This is a genomic window from Stenotrophomonas sp. (genome assembly GCF_032061965.1).
In the GTDB taxonomy this organism is placed as follows: Bacteria; Pseudomonadota; Gammaproteobacteria; order Xanthomonadales; family Xanthomonadaceae; genus Stenotrophomonas.
Genome location: NZ_DAMBEF010000015.1, coordinates 1 through 13,633, shown reverse-complemented (window position 1 = coordinate 13,633; position 13,633 = coordinate 1). Strand labels below are relative to the sequence as shown.

General features: G+C 63.7%; 16 protein-coding genes. 13 read left to right on the top strand and 3 right to left on the bottom strand.

Features of this window, described 5'->3' with window-relative positions; all coding sequences use genetic code 11:
- Positions 1–508 precede the first annotated feature (508 nt).
- From yegS to RT460_RS09755, 9 genes are all read left to right on the top strand, one after another.
- The gene (gene yegS / locus RT460_RS09795) at positions 509–1,438 is read left to right on the top strand and encodes a lipid kinase YegS (protein WP_313318705.1); all 930 of its coding nucleotides are present in this window, start codon (positions 509–511) and stop codon (positions 1,436–1,438) included.
- A gap of 185 nt (positions 1,439–1,623) precedes the next feature.
- Positions 1,624–3,114 carry an anthranilate synthase component I gene (gene trpE, locus RT460_RS09790; protein WP_313318703.1) on the top strand — a complete coding sequence of 497 codons (1,491 nt, stop codon included), beginning with the start codon at positions 1,624–1,626 and terminating at the stop codon, positions 3,112–3,114.
- A gap of 64 nt (positions 3,115–3,178) precedes the next feature.
- Positions 3,179–3,934, top strand: a complete 756-nt coding sequence (locus RT460_RS09785) for an SIMPL domain-containing protein (protein ID WP_313318702.1) — start codon at positions 3,179–3,181, stop codon at positions 3,932–3,934.
- A 10-nt stretch (positions 3,935–3,944) separates the two neighbouring features.
- Positions 3,945–4,529, top strand: a complete 585-nt coding sequence (locus tag RT460_RS09780) for an aminodeoxychorismate/anthranilate synthase component II (RefSeq protein ID WP_313318700.1) — start codon at positions 3,945–3,947, stop codon at positions 4,527–4,529.
- Positions 4,523–5,173, top strand: coding sequence for a LysE family translocator (locus tag RT460_RS09775; RefSeq protein ID WP_313318698.1), 651 nt, complete (start codon positions 4,523–4,525; stop codon positions 5,171–5,173). The genes RT460_RS09780 and RT460_RS09775 overlap by 7 nt, the downstream gene beginning before the upstream one ends.
- A complete protein-coding gene (locus RT460_RS09770; RefSeq protein ID WP_313318697.1) occupies positions 5,170–5,682 on the top strand; it encodes a DUF1543 domain-containing protein in 513 nt (170 codons plus the stop codon). Before RT460_RS09775 ends, RT460_RS09770 begins: the two co-directional genes overlap by 4 nt.
- A gap of 14 nt (positions 5,683–5,696) precedes the next feature.
- Positions 5,697–6,734, top strand: a complete 1,038-nt coding sequence (gene trpD / locus RT460_RS09765) for an anthranilate phosphoribosyltransferase (protein WP_313318696.1) — start codon at positions 5,697–5,699, stop codon at positions 6,732–6,734.
- Between the two features lie 55 nt (positions 6,735–6,789).
- The gene (gene trpC, locus RT460_RS09760) at positions 6,790–7,584 is read left to right on the top strand and encodes an indole-3-glycerol phosphate synthase TrpC (protein ID WP_313318695.1); all 795 of its coding nucleotides are present in this window, start codon (positions 6,790–6,792) and stop codon (positions 7,582–7,584) included.
- The gene (locus tag RT460_RS09755; RefSeq protein ID WP_313318694.1) at positions 7,581–8,303 is read left to right on the top strand and encodes a haloacid dehalogenase-like hydrolase; all 723 of its coding nucleotides are present in this window, start codon (positions 7,581–7,583) and stop codon (positions 8,301–8,303) included. Before trpC ends, RT460_RS09755 begins: the two co-directional genes overlap by 4 nt.
- 419 nt (positions 8,304–8,722) lie before the next feature.
- Here the strand turns inward: RT460_RS09755 and RT460_RS09750 are convergent, their stop codons facing one another.
- Positions 8,723–9,484 (bottom strand): sulfite exporter TauE/SafE family protein, encoded by a 762-nt coding sequence (locus RT460_RS09750; RefSeq protein ID WP_313318693.1) that lies wholly within the window; start codon positions 9,482–9,484, stop codon positions 8,723–8,725.
- Positions 9,485–9,913: 429 nt separating this feature from the next.
- Complete coding sequence (crp, locus tag RT460_RS09745; protein ID WP_313318692.1) at positions 9,914–10,603, bottom strand: cAMP-activated global transcriptional regulator CRP; 690 nt, start codon at positions 10,601–10,603, stop codon at positions 9,914–9,916.
- Between the two features lie 151 nt (positions 10,604–10,754).
- On the opposite strand from crp, the gene speD reads away from it, so the two are divergent.
- Together speD and RT460_RS09735 are read left to right on the top strand one after the other, a co-directional pair.
- Positions 10,755–11,549 (top strand): adenosylmethionine decarboxylase, encoded by a 795-nt coding sequence (gene speD / locus RT460_RS09740; RefSeq protein ID WP_054667806.1) that lies wholly within the window; start codon positions 10,755–10,757, stop codon positions 11,547–11,549.
- A gap of 140 nt (positions 11,550–11,689) precedes the next feature.
- Positions 11,690–12,004, top strand: coding sequence for a multidrug efflux SMR transporter (locus tag RT460_RS09735; RefSeq protein WP_313318691.1), 315 nt, complete (start codon positions 11,690–11,692; stop codon positions 12,002–12,004).
- A 223-nt stretch (positions 12,005–12,227) separates the two neighbouring features.
- Here RT460_RS09735 and coq7 read toward each other — a convergent pair whose 3' ends face one another.
- Positions 12,228–12,872: a 2-polyprenyl-3-methyl-6-methoxy-1,4-benzoquinone monooxygenase gene (gene coq7 / locus RT460_RS09730; protein WP_313318689.1), complete on the bottom strand. Its 645-nt coding sequence runs from the start codon at positions 12,870–12,872 to the stop codon at positions 12,228–12,230.
- Between the two features lie 202 nt (positions 12,873–13,074).
- Here coq7 and rplM point away from each other — a divergent pair, with 202 nt between their 5' ends.
- Both rplM and rpsI read left to right on the top strand, forming a co-directional pair.
- Positions 13,075–13,503 carry a 50S ribosomal protein L13 gene (rplM, locus tag RT460_RS09725; RefSeq protein WP_293705814.1) on the top strand — a complete coding sequence of 143 codons (429 nt, stop codon included), beginning with the start codon at positions 13,075–13,077 and terminating at the stop codon, positions 13,501–13,503.
- Positions 13,504–13,505: 2 nt separating this feature from the next.
- On the top strand, positions 13,506–13,633 hold a 128-nt coding region (rpsI, locus tag RT460_RS09720), incomplete at its 3' end, for a 30S ribosomal protein S9 (protein WP_313318827.1).

The window sequence follows — 13,633 nt, the reverse complement described above, 5'->3', positions numbered from 1 at the left end:
TGCAAAAGGGCGAGGTGTCATGAGTAGTGCCGAGCCATGCTCGGCAGAGGCTTTCGCGGTAATGCCCGAGCCGAGCATGGCTCGGCACTACGGGAACAAAAGCCGCAATGGCAGCACGCAGTGGAGCGCTCTCGCAAATCTTCGCATTGGCAGTGCAAAAGGGCGAGGTGTCATGAGTAGTGCCGAGCCATGCTCGGCAGAGGCTTTCCCGGTAAAGCCCGAGCCGAGCATGGCTCGGCACTACAGGGACAAAAGCTGCAATGGCAGCACGCAGCAGAGCGCCCGCAATCCTCGCATTGGCTGTGCAAAAGGAGAGGGCGCACAACAGGCAAAAAGAAAGCCGCAACGTTGCCGTTGCGGCCGGGGAATTTGCCGGAGGCTGATCCTGCCTCCATCCGTCGTCCTTGCTATGGACTTTCATTCTCCGGATGCATCGTGACAGCAACGTGACATTCACCTGCCTGCAGCAACGTCCTTGCTAGGCTGCGCGCCTTTGCAGGAGAACCGCATGCAAGCAGCTCCCTGGTTCCTGATACTCAACGGTAAATCTGCTGGTGACGAGGCTGTGCGCGAGGCCGTCGCGCGGCTGCGCGAGCAGGGGCGCGACCTGCAGGTACGGGTGACCTGGGAGGGCGGCGATGCAGAGCGCTATGTACGCGAGGCAATCGCCACCCAGGCGGCATTGCTGATCGCCGGCGGTGGCGATGGCACCTTGAGCGAAGTCGCCGAGGCCATGGCACACACGGATCAGGACGCGGCGCAATTGCCCGCGCTTGCCTTGTTGCCGCTGGGTACTGCCAACGACTTCGCCACGGCAACCGGTATTCCGGTTGAACCATTGGCGGCCTTGCAGCTGCCAACCCAGGGCGCGGCGCAGCCGATCGACCTGCTGCGCATTGACGGTGATGGCAAGGTGCACTGGTGCGCCAACCTGGCCAGTGGTGGCTTCGGCACCGAAGTGACCGTGGAAACCCATGACGGCCTGAAGAAAATGCTCGGTGGACTGGCCTACGTCATCACCGGTGTGGCCAAGCTGGGCAAGATCGAGCCAATCCAGGCCCGCATCCATGGCGACGGCTTTCACTGGCAGGGGGGCTTCATCGCATTGGGCATCGGCAATGGCCGGCAGGCCGGCGGCGGTCAGCAGCTGTGCCCGGACGCGCTGCTCGATGATGGCCAACTGGACCTCACCGTGGTGCCGGAGCTGTCCGGCGAGGTCATGTCGACCCTGGGCACTCTGTTCAGCGAAGGCAAGCACGCCGCGCTGGACCAGGTGGCTGAACGCGCGCGATTGAGCGAGCTGTGGATCGAGGCAGAGCAGCCAATGACGCTGAACCTGGACGGCGAGCCGCTGCAGGCCCGGCGCTTCCACGTACAGTGCGTGGCCGGACGGGTACGCCTGCATCTACCGGCCGGAACCGCGCTGCTCGGCGGCTGAATCGTTGCCGCTGCAAGCATTTGATCATGTTGCAGATGCACACCGGGCGGCGTTCTTGCGGTAGAGTTGGCCGGTGCCCATTCTGACGACCAAGCGTTCCCTTTCTTCCGCTCGCCGCTGGTGGCGATGGTGGCCCGTTGCCGTCGTCCGTACCGCCACCGTCGATTCCCGGAAGGAAAGCCGTCTTGATCACGCAAGAGCAGTTCCAGCAGCTGGCCGCTGAAGGCCACACCGCACACCCGCATAATTTCGTACCCGTCGTCCGCGAAGTGCTGTCCGACCTGGACACGCCGCTCTCGGTCTATCTGAAGCTCGCCGACGGCCCGTATACCTATCTATTTGAATCGGTCGAAGGCGGCGAACGCTTCGGGCGCTATTCCATCATCGGCCTGCCGGCGCGCCGCACCTACAGCTTCCGCGGTCATACGCTGGAAGTCAGCGAGCTGGGCGACGTGGTCGAGCGCCGTGAAGTGGCCGATCCGCTGGCCGAAGTGGAAGTGCTGCGCAAGCAGTATTCGGTGCCGCAGCTGGACGGCCTGCCGGGTTTCACTGGCGGCCTGGTCGGCTGGTTTGGCTTTGAGTGCATCCAGTACATCGAACCGCACCTGGGCGCGGGCGAAAAGCCCGATGAACTGGGTACGCCCGACATCCTGCTGATGCTGTCCGAAGAGCTGGCAGTGTTCGACAACCTCAAGGGCCGTCTCTACCTGATCGTGCACGCCGACCCGGCGCAGCCGCAGGCCTGGGCGCGGGCCAACCGGCGCCTGGACGAGCTGGCCCATCGCCTGCGTCAGGGCGGTGCCGGTTACCCGCAGTCGCAGGTATCCGACGCCATCGACGAGCAGGATTTCCAGTCTTCCTTCACCCGCGAGGAATACCACGCGGTGGTGCGCAAGGCGCAGGAATACGTGCGCGCTGGCGACATCTTCCAGGTAGTGCCGAGCCAGCGCCTGCGCGTGCCGTTCCGCGCGCGGCCTATCGATGTGTACCGCGCGCTGCGTGCGTTGAACCCGTCGCCGTACATGTATTTCATTGATGTCGGCGGCACCCAGGTGGTCGGCTCCTCGCCGGAAATCCTGGCGCGCCTGCGCGATGGCATCGTCACCGTGCGTCCCATCGCAGGCACCCGCCCGCGCGGCGCCACCCCGGAGCTGGACAAGGCGCTGGAAGTCGAGCTGCTGGCCGATCCCAAGGAACGTGCCGAGCACGTGATGCTGATCGATCTGGGCCGCAACGATGTCGGTCGCGTTGCCGAGCCGGGCTCGGTCAAGGTCGGCGAGCAGTTCGTGATCGAACGCTACAGCCACGTCATGCATATCGTCAGCGAAGTCACCGGCACCTTGAAGGCCGGCCTGAGCTATAGCGACGTGATGCGTGCGACCTTCCCGGCCGGTACCGTCAGCGGCGCGCCGAAGATCCGTGCGCTGGAAATCATCCGCGAGCTGGAGCCGGTCAAGCGCAACGTCTATTCCGGTGCGGTTGGTTACATCGGCTGGAACGGCGATGCGGACACCGCCATCGCCATCCGCACTGCGGTGATCCAGGACGGTTACCTGTACGTGCAGGCTGGCGGCGGCGTGGTCTACGACTCCGACCCCGATGCCGAGTGGCAGGAAACCATGAACAAGGGCCGCGCATTGTTCCGTGCGGTAGCGCAGGCGGCGAAGGGGCTGTAACCGGCCCGCGCCTGTACCGTCGTGATCTCATCGTTGTTCCTCTCACCATGACAAGGAGTGCCGCATGAAGCTGTCGAACATGTTGCTGTGGTCATCGTTGCTGCTGGCCGTGGTTCCGCAGGCTTGGGGGCAGGCCAGTGCCATTCCGTCGCAGCCGCATCTGTTGGTGAAGGGGGAGGCCGAGCGCGAAGTAATGCCGGATCGGTTCGGTATCAGTATCACCCTGCGCTCGATCGACAAGGATCCTGGACTTGCACGCGAGCGGGCGCAGGCCAATGCCACGAAGATTCTGGCGGCGTTCAAGGCACAGCATGCGCTGCCTGACAGTGTGCAGGCGTCGGCGTTGAGCATCACCCCGGAGTACAGGTATGAAGATCAGACGCAGGTGTTCTCGGGTACGCGGGTGCAGCGCTCGTTGGCTGCCCGCTTCAAAACACTCGAGGATGTAAGGCGGCTGCTCGCAGGCCTGCAGACCAGCGAGGAATTGCAGGTGTCTGGTCTTACTACCAGCTATAGCGACGAGGCTGTGGTGCGCGCGGATCTCAAGCGGCAAGCGGCGCAGCAGACGCGTGAAGCGGCACGTCGTCTGGCCGATGCCTATGGTGTCCGGCTGGGTGGCCTTTACACCATCACCGAAGTTGCACCGAATTTCAGCTATGGCATAGAGGCCGGGCGTTGGCCGGGGTTGCCTGCTCCACCGCCCATCCCGCTGATTGATGCGCCCGAGCCGCGGCCAAATGATGTGGTTTCCGAAGCCCTCGAGGCCGGCAGCCTCACCCTTTCCGAAAATATCTACGCGATCTTCCTGATCGCCCAATGAGTTACTGACCATGCTGTTGATGATCGACAACTACGACAGCTTCACCTTCAACCTCGTGCAATACCTGCAGATGCTGGGTGCCGAGGTCAAGGTGGTGCGCAATGACGCGATGAGCGTTGCTGAAATCGCCGCGCTGCAGCCTTCGCACATCGTGGTATCGCCCGGCCCGAAGACGCCGAACGAAGCCGGTGTGTCGCTGGAGGTGATCCGCCAGCTGGGCCCGACGATTCCGGTGTTTGGTGTGTGCCTGGGGCATCAGGGCATCGGCCAGGTCTATGGCGGTGATGTGATCCGCGCCGGCAACATCATGCACGGCAAGACCTCGCCTATCCGTCATGAAGGCAAGGGCGTGTTTGCCGGCCTGCCGGACCGCTACGAGGCGACCCGCTACCACTCGTTGGTGGTGGACAAAAATACCTTGCCGTCGGTGCTGGAAATCACCGCTTGGACCGAGAACCCGGATGGTTCGATGGAAGAAATCATGGGCCTGCGCCACCGTGAATATCCGGTCGAAGGCGTGCAGTTCCATCCCGAATCCATCCTCACCCAGCACGGCCATGCGCTGATGAAGAACTTCCTGGACCGCACATGTTGATCGAACCAAGCCAGCTGCTGCTGTTCATGCTGGCCGGCTGGTTGTTGAACCTGACGCCGGGCCCGGACGTGCTGTACATCATCAGCCGCGCGCTGCGCGGTGGCCGTCGTTCGGGTTTTGCCGCCATTGCCGGCATCAGTGCCGGTTGTCTGGTGCATGTGGCGCTGGCGTCGCTGGGCTTGGGCGTGCTGCTGGCGACATCGGCCACGCTGTTCACCGTGATCAAGTGGATCGGCGCGGCCTATTTGTTGTGGGTGGGTGTACGCCTGCTGCGAGCTACCGGTGACTCGACGCTGCAGGCCGATATCGCCGCCAGCAGCGGCAGTGCCGGCTCGTTCTGGCAGGTGTTTGCCGGTGGCTTCCTGACCAATGTGCTGAACCCGAAGGTAGTGCTGTTCTTTCTCGCCTTCCTGCCGCAGTTCATCGCGCCATCGGTGCAGAACAAGCCGCTGGCGTTCGCGCTGCTGGGCCTGGTGTTCACCGTCAACGCGCTGCCGATCAATGCCGCGTATGTACTGGCTGCCGATCGTGTGCGTAGCAGCCGTTGGGCCGCGCGTGGCATGCAGTGGCTGGACAAGCTGGCCGGCGTGCTGTTCATCGGTTTCGGTCTGCGTCTGGCCTTCACCGCGAGACCGACGGCATGAGCCTGGAGGACTTCCGCCTGTTCGTGGTCATGCTCGGTGGCCGCCATGCGCGTGCCAATACCGAAGTGCACGACGTGGTGTTCGCCATCGGCCCCACGATCGAACAGACCTACCCGCAGCTGCGCCAGCAGTGGTTCGGCGAGGCTGCCGGCCTGCATCTGGATTCGTGGATGACGGTGGATGGTGTCGAGGACTGGCAGGTGCGCCTGTCGCAGGACGCCCCCGCTGCCGATGCGCCGATGCTGTTCTTCGTCAACCTCGGCGGCTACGTCGAAGGCCAGTTTGGGGAGGATCACCGCTACCTGTTGGTGGTCGCCGCCGATGCGGTCGAGGCCAAGCGCAAAGCCTTGGCTCAAGCCCAGTCGCAATGGATCAAGCCGCACCGCGACGCGCTGCTGGAAGTGGATAGCTGCCTGCCGGTCGGGCCGATCGGTGGCCTGCATGTGCAGCTGCGCGCTGGGGCGCACGCGGGCATCCACAGTCAAAGCGACTACATCGTTATTTCGTAATTTCTGGAGTTGTCATGACCATTACCGCGCAGGAAGCCCTGCAACGCACCATCGAGCACCGCGAGATCTTCTTCGACGAGATGGTCGATCTGATGCGGCAGATCATGCGCGGCGAAATCTCGCCGACCATGACCTCGGCCATCCTCACCGGCCTGCGGGTCAAGAAGGAAACCGTGGGCGAGATCGCCGGAGCGGCCACGGTGATGCGTGAATTCGCACGTCCGGTGCAGGTAGCCGACAAGACCCATCTGGTCGATATCGTCGGCACCGGCGGCGACGGCTCGCATACCTTCAATATTTCCACCTGCGCGATGTTCGTGGTGGCCGCTGCCGGTGCCAAGGTGGCCAAGCATGGCAACCGCAGCGTGTCTTCCAAGTCCGGCAGTGCCGACGCGGTGGAAGCGCTGGGCGCGGTGATCGAACTGCAGCCCGAGCAGGTGGCACGCGCCATCGAGCAGACCGGCATCGGCTTCATGTTCGCGCCCATGCACCACCCGGCGATGAAGGTGGTTGCACCGGTACGCCGCGAAATGGGCGTGCGCACCATCTTCAACATCCTCGGCCCGCTGACCAATCCGGCCGGCGCCACCAACATCCTGATGGGCGTGTTCCACTCCGATCTGGTCGGTATCCAGGCGCGCGTGCTGCGCGAGCTCGGCGCCGAACGTGCGCTGGTGGTGTGGGGCCGCGACAACATGGACGAGATATCGCTGGGCGCCGGCACCCTGGTTGGCGAGCTGCGCGACGGCAAGGTGCGTGAATACGAAATCCATCCCGAGGATTTCGGCATCGCCATGTCGGCCAGCCGCAACCTCAAGGTGGATAACCCGGAGGAATCCATCGCCATGCTGCGCGGCGTGCTGGACAACCAGCCGGGCCCGGCCAACGATATCGTCGCCCTCAACGCCGGTGCCGCGCTGTACGTGGCAGGCGTGGCCGACAGCATCGCCGATGGCCTGGCCCGCGCCCGCGCCGTCATTGCCGATGGCAGTGCGCGTGCGCGGTTGCAGCAGTACGTTGAAGCCAGCCGTGCGCTGGCCGCTACTCCCTGACGTTCCCCCTCCCGATCACCCGCGCCCGCAACGCCCGTTACCAGGAAGCAGAACCATGAGCGACATCCTCAACACCATCCTCGCCCGCAAATCGCAGGAGGTGGCCGAGCGCAGCGCCCGCGTACCGCTGGCCGAGTTGCAGGCGCGCCTGGCCGATGCGCCGCCGGTTCGGGGCTTTGCCAATGCGCTGCAGGCGGCCATCGCCAATGGCGACCCGGCGGTGATTGCCGAGGTCAAGAAGGCCAGCCCGTCCAAGGGCGTGATCCGCCCGGACTTCCATCCGGCCGATATTGCGGTCAGCTACGAGTTCGGCGGTGCCAGCTGCCTGTCGGTGTTGACCGACGTGGATTTCTTCCAGGGCGCCGACCTGTACCTGCAGCAGGCCCGCGAAGCCTGCACCCTGCCGGTGCTGCGCAAGGATTTCGTCATTGATGCCTACCAGGTCTACGAGGCGCGTGTGCTGGGTGCCGACTGCATCCTGCTGATTGTGTCGGCGCTGGATGACCAGCAGTTGGCCGAGCTGTCCAACCTGGCCATGCAGTTGGGCATGGACGTGCTGGTGGAGGTGCATGACATCGACGAACTGGAGCGCGCCATCCAGGTGCCGGTGCCGTTGATCGGCATCAACAACCGCAACCTGCGGACCTTCGAGGTGTCGCTGCAGAACACCTTGTCGATGAAGGACGCGGTGCCGCGCGATCGCCTGTTGGTCACCGAAAGCGGGATCCTGGGGCCTGATGACGTCAAGACCATGCGCGATGCCGGGGTCAACGCCTTCCTGGTCGGCGAGGCCTTCATGCGCGTGGAGGAACCGGGCGAGGGCCTGCGTCAGCTATTCTTTACGGCATGACTGATTCCTACCCCTTGCCCCGCGACGACGCGCAACTTGTCGTCTTCGACTTCGATCACACGCTCTACAACGGCGATTCGGGCAGTCACCTGTTCGCCTGGCTGATCAAGCGCAATCCACTGCGGCTGTTGGCGGCGATCATTGCCACGCCGCTGCTGGGGCCGCTGGTGGCGATGTTGCCGACCCGTCGCTTCGGTATTTCCGGTTATGTGTGGATTGCCACGTTCGGCCTGCACAAGGCCCGTGAATTCAACAAGGTGATCGACCAGTACGTGCTCAAGCACGAGGCCGACATCCGCCAGCGCCTGTTGCCACACGCGTTGACCGTGTTTGCCGGCCATCGCCGCGCCGGCGACAGGGTGATCGTGGCTACCGGCGCGCCGCCTGAACTGGCCCGCGCCATCCTGGCCTTCGTGGCCGAGCAGGGCGTGCCGGTGATCGGCAGCGAGGTTGGCCCGCGACTGGGGGCGATGGGCGCCACCCGCCACTGCCACAACGAAGAGAAGATGCGCATGCTGCGCGAGCGTGGCTACGGCGATATCGCCATCGCCTACTCGGACAGCACCGCTGACCTGCCGTTGCTCAAGGCCGCCAAGGCGCCGGTGGTGGTCAATCCCAAGCATTCGCGGGTGGCGTATTTCGGCAAGGTATTGCCGGCGGGCACGCCGATTCTCAACTGGGGTTGCCCCGGCCGCGGCGGCAAGCCGCGGCCGAACTGATCCAAAGCGGAGCCGGGACCCCTTCTTCCGGTTGCTTTGCGGGGCGCGGTGCCTGGTGGGCTGACGGGAGCTTTTACGGCTCCAAGGCAAGGTCAAAAGCTGCCCTCACCCCAACCCCTCTCCCGTAAACGGGAGAGGGGCTATCAGATTGCAGGTATGTGGAAATCTCCCTTCTCCCGCATGCGGGGTTAAGAACAGGCGTTCACAAGCCAAAGGCTTGTGACTGTTCGTACGCCCCGCGTGCTACGCGGGGCCGGGGCGCGGAGCGAGGTGCCCGAAGAGCCTGCCCCCGCGAAGGCGGGGGGCGGATGAGGGGAGCTTTTAGAGCTTAAAGGCGTCCCTCACCCCAACCCCCTCTCCCGTAAACGGGAGAGGGGCTCAGAAAGCTCGCGCATTGCTAAACGGGCAGGGCCCTTGCCTCACCCTCCGCGCAGCTTCGCCACCGCCATGCCGATTTGGAACAGGCTGATCGACAGCACCAGCACGCCGACGGCGATCAGCACCCAGCGCTCCTTGACCCGCTTCACCAGTAGCGCCGCTACCGGCGCGGCCATCATCCCGCCGACCAGCAGGCCGGCGACGATGGACAGGTGCTGCAGGCCCATCGACAGCAGGAAGGTGGCCGAGATCGACAAGGTCACAATGAACTCGGCTGCGTTGACCGAGCCTATGGTGGTGCGCGCCTGGCCACCACGGGCGAGCAGGGTGGAGGTGGCCACCGGCCCCCAGCCGCCGCCGCCGGTAGCGTCCAGCAGGCCAGCGAAGAAACCCAGCACCGGCACCCGCTTCACTTCCTGCTTGGCCATGAACTTACCCGCCGCGCGCGCCAGGATGAAGATCGCCAGCACCAGCAGGTAGAGGTAGATGAAGGGACGCACCACGTCGCCGGGCAGCTGGGTCAGCACATAGGCGCCTATTGCCCCGCCAATGGCGCCGGGGATTGCCAGCCGGAAGAACAGGCGCTTGTCCACGTTGCCAGCGACCAGGTGCGAGACCCCCGAGGCGCCCGTGGTGAATACCTCGGCGGTATGGATGCTGGCACTGACCGCCGCGGGTGGCAGGCCCATGCTGAGCAGTACCGAGGACGAAATGAGCCCGAATGCCATTCCCAGCGCGCCATCCACCAGCTGCGCGCCCAGGCCGATCAGGATGAACCAGTAAAATTCGCTGCCAAATTCCATGGCCCAGCCTGCGGGCAGGGGCAGGGCAGGTCAAGGTGGGCAAGATCGATAAAGCTGCCAGAAGCTGCCACTGGGGTGCGGGTGGTTGCGATGGGGGTCACAAAAACGCAGATCCGCCAAACATCCGTGAAATCGGATCGGGTTCACGCTTTGGGCTGCGCAACGGCGAGTTTGCGCGACAGTCTCAGGCTGGATGAGACACCTTTTCGAAATCCGCTGGCGTCGGATCGTGGCCTCCAACTGTCCTCGCCGCACACTCACTATGCAGTAGCCCGGGTAAGCGCAGCGCACCCGGGGGACCATCAGGCAGAAGGCATTGAACCTTCGAAGGCCTTGGCGGGAGGGGCCGATCGATAACAACAACCCGGGTGCGCTGCGCTCACCCGGGCGACGTAAGAGAGACTTGCAGTGTCGTCCTCGAGGCGGACGTTACCGCGTTCCGTACAGGACCACTGTCTTGCCGCGGGCATGCAGGATGCCGTCTGCCTGCAGCTTCTTCAGCACGCGACCGGCCATCTCCCGCGAACAGCCCACCAAACGGGCTATTTCCTGGCGGGAGACGCGCAGCTGGGTGCCCTGCGGATGGCTCATCGACTCCGGTTCCTTGGACAGGTCATGCAGGGTGCGCACGATGCGGTCAGTCACGTCCAGGAAGGCCAGCCGGCTTGCCTTGCGGCTGGTATGCAGCAGGCGGCGGGAGATCTGTGAGCCAATGGCGTACAGCAGCTTGGGTGCGTCGGTGGACAGCGGGCCCAGAAACAGCTGGTGCAGGCGCTCGTAGCTGATTTCGGCCAGCTCACATGGGGTGCGGGTGCGCAGGATGACTTCACGCTTTTCCGACTCGATGAACAGGCCCATCTCGCCGACGAACTCGCCTGCGCCGAAGTAGCCCAGCACCAACTCACGGTCGTCATCTTCCTCCGCGATGATGCTGACCGAGCCGCTGATCACGTAATACATGGTGCCGGCGGGGTCGCCGGGGCGGAACACATCGGTCCGTGCCGGGTAGCGGCGGCGGTGGCTGTGGGCCAGGAAGCGGTCGATGGTAGCAATGTCCAGCGCCAGCGGGCTGGAGGCGAGACGCACGTTTGACACGGTGTTGGCGTTCCCTGGGCTCATGATGGCGTTCACAGTTTGGATGAACTTGCTTAATGGGCAAGCTTAACCACGCTGATCATACGGGGCAAACCGGTATAAGGGGCGCACGTATCACAGGGGGGAACTTTGCCCCATAATTCCCCCTTTCCCACCATCTACAGGATCGACCGCCGTGGTCAAGCCGTTGCCTCGCCTGAGGTTGCAAGGATTCAACAACCTCACCAAGGCCTTGAGCTTCAACATCTACGACGTCTGTTATGCGCGTACCGAAGAGGAGCGCCAGCGTTATATCGAGTACATCGACGAGGAATACAACGCCGATCGACTCACGCAGATCCTCACCGATGTGGCTGAAATCATCGGTGCGAACATCCTGAACATCGCGCGCCAGGATTACGACCCCCAAGGTGCATCGGTCACAATTCTCATTTCCGAGGAACCCGTGATCGACAAGAAGGCTGCCGGCAAGGAGTTGATCTCCGATGCGGTGGTCGCGCACATGGACAAGTCGCACATCACGGTGCACACCTACCCGGAGACCCATCCGCAGGAAGGTATCGCCACGTTCCGTGCCGACATCGATGTCGCCACCTGTGGCGTGATCTCGCCGCTGAAGGCCCTGAACTACCTGATCGAGAGTCTGGAATCGGACATCGTGATCATGGACTACCGCGTGCGCGGCTTCACCCGCGACGTGAAGGGCAAGAAGCACTTCATCGACCACAAGATCAATTCGATCCAGAACTTCCTGGCCAAGAACATCAAGTCGCGTTACGAGATGTTCGACGTCAACGTCTATCAGGAAAACATCTTCCACACCAAGATGCACCTGAAGGATTTCGACCTGGACCAGTACCTGTTCGAAGAGAAGGCCAAGAACCTGTCGTTCAAGGAACGCATGAAGATCGAAGCGCTGCTGCGCCGTGAGATCGAAGAGCTGTTCCACGGCCGCAACCTGGCCGAATAAGCAGTATCTGCGCAGGTCGGCATGCCGGCTTGCGTGACAACAGGCGGGACGGCCCGCCCTGTATCTGATGCAGACGTTTGTCGACGGCGGCCCGGTGTGAATGCACTGGGCCGCCGTCTTTTTTGTAGAGGAAGTTGGCAATGCCCTGGATCTACCTGCTGCTGGCGGGCGTATTTGAAATTGGCTTTGCGCTGGGCCTGAAGTACAGCGAAGGCTTTACCCGGCTTTGGCCGAGCGTGTTCACCGTGGTGTTTGCAGGCATCAGCCTGTGGCTGCTGACGCAGGCGCTGCGCACGATCCCCGTCGGTACGGGGTATGCGGTATGGACCGGTATTGGCGCCGTTGGCGTCGCCATCGCCGGCCTGTTCCTGTTTGGCGACAGTGCCAGCTGGCCGCGCTTGCTGTGCATAGGCCTGATCGTGACCGGTGTAGTCGGTCTGAAACTGGTCAGCTGACCGTAGTGCCGAGCCATGCTCGGCAGAGGCTTTCCCGGTAAGGCCTCAGCCGAGCATGGCTCGGCTCTACAGGTAGGGCTTCCCGGTAAGGCCCCAGCCGAGCATGGCTCGGCTCTACAGGTAGGGCTTCCCGGTAAGGCCCCAGCCGAGCATGGCTCGGCTCTACAGGTAGGGCTTCCCGGTAAGGCCCCGCCGAGCAGGGCTCGGCGCTACAGGTGAGGCCTTAAACCCGGTAGGCGACGGCCTTCATCGCCTTGGAGGCCAATGCCATCACCGACGGAATCGGGAAGGGCAGCTTGCGCGCGCCCGCGTGTTCGGCGTGTTCGGCGTGTCGTGCCTCGTCGATCTTCATCACCTTGAGGATCTCGCGGCTGCGCTGATCGGCCGGCGGCAGGGTTTCCAGGTGCTCGTCCAGATGCGCCTCAACCTGACGCTCGGTTTCCACCACGAAGCCCAGGTTCCAGCCGTCCCCGCGCAGCCCGGCCAGGGTGCCAATGGTGTAGCTGCCGGCATACCAGAGCGGATTGAACAGGCTCGGACGGCTGTCCAGTTCGCGCAGACGGTCGGCGCACCAGCTCAGGTGGTCGGTTTCTTCCTGCGCCGCTTCCAGCAGGTGCGCGCGGGTGGAAGGGTCGCGGGCGACCGCTGCCTGGCCGAAATACAGCCCCTGTGCGCAGACTTCGCCTACATGGTTGATGCGCATAAGACCGGCCGAATGGCGGACTTCTGCCGGCTCCAGCACCACCTCGGGCGTATCGCCTGCGGGGTTGGGGCGGGCGGCGGGCGGGTTGCCGAACACCGTGTCCAAGGCGCGCTGGGCTTCGGTCAGCAGGTGGTCCAGGGGCGTCTGTACGCGGGTGGTGATCATGGCGGGCGCTACTGTGGGATAGCCCGATTCTCGCCGCTGGCCAGGGGCCTGCCAAGGCCGAGCCGGCCGGCCGTTCAGGGCAAACTTGCGTGGGCCGGGCATCGCCGGTACAATCCCGCCTCTTCTGTTTCACCTTCACAACGCGTGGCAAAGTTCCGGTGGTTCATCTCGCCGCAATCAGCCCGACCTACCTGAGTTCTTTATGAGCACTTTCACTGCAAAGAACGAGACCGTCCAGCGCGACTGGTACCTCGTTGACGCCGCCGGCAAGACGCTGGGCCGTCTCTCCACCGAGCTGGCTCGCCGCCTGCGTGGCAAGCACAAGCCGGTCTACACCCCGCATGTTGACACCGGTGATTACCTGGTCGTCATCAATGCCGACAAGATTGCTGTAACCGGCAAGAAGCTGAAGGACAAGAAGTACCATCGCTTCACCGGCTACATCGGTAACCTGAAGACCGAAACCCTGGAGCAGGCGCTGGAGCGTCACCCGGAGCGCGTGATCGAGATCGCCGTCAAGGGCATGCTGCCGAAGGGCCCGCTGGGTCGTCAGATGTACCGCAAGCTCAAGGTCTATGCCGGCACTGAGCATCCGCACGCCGCACAGCAGCCGCAGGTTCTGGATATCTAATCATGGCTATCACTCAAAACTACGGCACTGGCCGCCGCAAGTCCTCCACCGCCCGCGTGTTCCTGCGCAAGGGCTCCGGCAACATCACCGTCAATGGCCGTCCGCTGGACGAGTTCTTTGGCCGTGAGAC

Excerpts from the sequence above, each read along its gene's own strand:
- yegS (WP_313318705.1), top strand. The coding sequence starts at position 509 with ATGCAAGCAGCTCCCTGGTTCCTGATACTCAACGGTAAATCTGCTGGT.
- RT460_RS09785 (WP_313318702.1), top strand. The coding sequence starts at position 3,179 with ATGAAGCTGTCGAACATGTTGCTGTGGTCATCGTTGCTGCTGGCCGTG.
- RT460_RS09780 (WP_313318700.1), top strand. The coding sequence starts at position 3,945 with ATGCTGTTGATGATCGACAACTACGACAGCTTCACCTTCAACCTCGTG.
- RT460_RS09775 (WP_313318698.1), top strand. The coding sequence starts at position 4,523 with ATGTTGATCGAACCAAGCCAGCTGCTGCTGTTCATGCTGGCCGGCTGG.
- RT460_RS09770 (WP_313318697.1), top strand. The coding sequence starts at position 5,170 with ATGAGCCTGGAGGACTTCCGCCTGTTCGTGGTCATGCTCGGTGGCCGC.
- trpD (WP_313318696.1), top strand. The coding sequence starts at position 5,697 with ATGACCATTACCGCGCAGGAAGCCCTGCAACGCACCATCGAGCACCGC.
- trpC (WP_313318695.1), top strand. The coding sequence starts at position 6,790 with ATGAGCGACATCCTCAACACCATCCTCGCCCGCAAATCGCAGGAGGTG.
- RT460_RS09755 (WP_313318694.1), top strand. The coding sequence starts at position 7,581 with ATGACTGATTCCTACCCCTTGCCCCGCGACGACGCGCAACTTGTCGTC.
- RT460_RS09750 (WP_313318693.1), bottom strand. The coding sequence starts at position 9,484 with ATGGAATTTGGCAGCGAATTTTACTGGTTCATCCTGATCGGCCTGGGC.
- crp (WP_313318692.1), bottom strand. The coding sequence starts at position 10,603 with ATGAGCCCAGGGAACGCCAACACCGTGTCAAACGTGCGTCTCGCCTCC.
- RT460_RS09735 (WP_313318691.1), top strand. The coding sequence starts at position 11,690 with ATGCCCTGGATCTACCTGCTGCTGGCGGGCGTATTTGAAATTGGCTTT.
- coq7 (WP_313318689.1), bottom strand. The coding sequence starts at position 12,872 with ATGATCACCACCCGCGTACAGACGCCCCTGGACCACCTGCTGACCGAA.
- rplM (WP_293705814.1), top strand. The coding sequence starts at position 13,075 with ATGAGCACTTTCACTGCAAAGAACGAGACCGTCCAGCGCGACTGGTAC.